1 protein-coding gene, 2 tRNA genes and 1 other annotated feature are annotated in these 1,559 nt (G+C 44.6%); all 3 genes read left to right on the top strand.

Annotation, left to right across the window (positions count from 1 at the left end; genetic code table 11):
- The first annotated feature begins 171 nt into the window (after positions 1-171).
- The 3 genes from MA2_RS10665 (at position 172) to MA2_RS11605 (ending at position 1,497) form a co-directional block, all read left to right on the top strand.
- Positions 172-248, top strand: a tRNA-Ile gene (locus MA2_RS10665).
- An 84-nt stretch (positions 249-332) separates the two neighbouring features.
- A tRNA-Ala gene (locus tag MA2_RS10660) sits at positions 333-408 on the top strand.
- Positions 409-688: 280 nt separating this feature from the next.
- Positions 689-1,172, top strand: a sequence feature (23S ribosomal RNA rRNA prediction is too short).
- Between the two features lie 43 nt (positions 1,173-1,215).
- Complete coding sequence (locus MA2_RS11605) at positions 1,216-1,497, top strand: GIY-YIG nuclease family protein (protein WP_082781989.1); 282 nt, start codon at positions 1,216-1,218, stop codon at positions 1,495-1,497.
- The last annotated feature ends 62 nt before the right edge of the window (positions 1,498-1,559 follow it).

Genomic DNA, 1,559 nt, shown 5'->3' with positions numbered 1-1,559 from the left:
CTCCTTAACGAAAGTGGCTGGGAGAGAATTCACAGCAAGTTGGTCTTGTGTTTTAAGAAGCTAACGTAGCGTAAAAGAAGAGCAAAGTCTTTTAAAGTTACGACCAAAAAACTTATCCAAAAGTTTTTTGGCTCGAAGCTAAAATTGCGATGCAATTTTTAACGCTTCTTGGGGTCTATAGCTCAGTTGGTTAGAGCACCGTGTTGATAACGCGGGGGTCATAAGTTCAAGTCTTATTAGACCCACCAATATAACCAAAGGACACCGAAAAACGTATTAAAACGTTTTTCGGCTCGAAGCTAGCAAAGCGCTGCTTTGCCTAAACGCTTCTCGGGGCCATAGCTCAGTTGGTAGAGCGCCTGCCTTGCACGCAGGAGGTCAGGAGTTCGACTCTCCTTGGCTCCACCAAAGTGTTACAGCAAACAGGATACTGATGACAGTAAATTGTTTAGTGTAACAACACGAATTTACCTGACGAAGGTAAATTAACTCAATAACAACATAGAGAAATGAGTCTGGGTTAATGATATCCAACGAATCATTAACCACAAAGGCTACAGGGAAGACTGGAATAGCGATATAGAAAGTTAGCCTTGTAGCCAAGTAAAGAGAACTGAATCAAGCGTAAACAAAGGTGGACGTTACTAACGACATACGACCGATTAGGGTTGTATAGTCAAGTGAATAAGTGCACACGGTGGATGCCTTGGCAGTCAGAGGCGAAGAAAGACGTGACAGCCTGCGAAAAGCGTCGGGGAGGCGGCAATATCCTGTGATCCGGCGATATCTGAATGGGGCAACCCACTTGCCAGAAGGCAAGTATTGTAACTAATACGAAGCGAACCGGGAGAAGTGAAACATCTCAGTACCCCGAGGAAAAGACATCAAAAGAGATTCCCCCAGTAGCGGCGAGCGAACGGGGAGGAGCCGACGAATTTAGACGTAGAGGAATCACCTGGAAAGGTGAATCATAGAGGGTGACAATCCCGTACTCGAAACGTTTAGATAAGCATATTAAGTAGAGCGGGACACGAGAAATCCTGTTTGAAGATGGGGGGACCATCCTCCAAGGCTAAATACTCCTGACTGACCGATAGTGAACCAGTACCGTGAGGGAAAGGCGAAAAGAACCCCTGTGAGGGGAGTGAAATAGAACCTAAAACCGTGTGCATACAAGCAGTGGGAGCCCGACCACTTAATCGCTTTGAGGATCACATGACATTTTACTACGTATACGTATTGCAAAACGTTGCTAACCAAAATGACTACTATATTGGCTACACAACCAATATAAAAGCAAGACTAGCAGCGCACAATAGCAATCAAAACCCCTCTACGAGAGGGAGAACGTGGAAAATAGTATACTGTGAAGCCTACATAAGCGAACAAGTGGCAAGAAAGCGAGAAAACACCATCAAAAATAATGGTCGAATGCGAACTTTCTTAATGAACCGCATCAAATCGCAATTTAACACAAACGCCAGCAAACTAGATTAAATGAAGGGCAAGCAAGCCCGACAATTAATTGAAATGCCAAGCAGAGCGATTAAGTGGTCGGG

Origin of the sequence: Moraxella atlantae NBRC 14588 (genome assembly GCF_001591265.1) — a bacterium.
Lineage (GTDB): Bacteria > Pseudomonadota > Gammaproteobacteria > Pseudomonadales > Moraxellaceae > Faucicola > Faucicola atlantae.
Note: the sequence above shows the minus strand (reverse complement) of the source record. Positions and strands in the feature narration are given on the sequence as shown.

Bases quoted from the DNA above. Each gene is read 5' to 3' on its own strand.
- MA2_RS11605 (WP_082781989.1), top strand. From the start codon at position 1,216: ATGACATTTTACTACGTATACGTATTGCAAAACGTTGCTAACCAAAAT.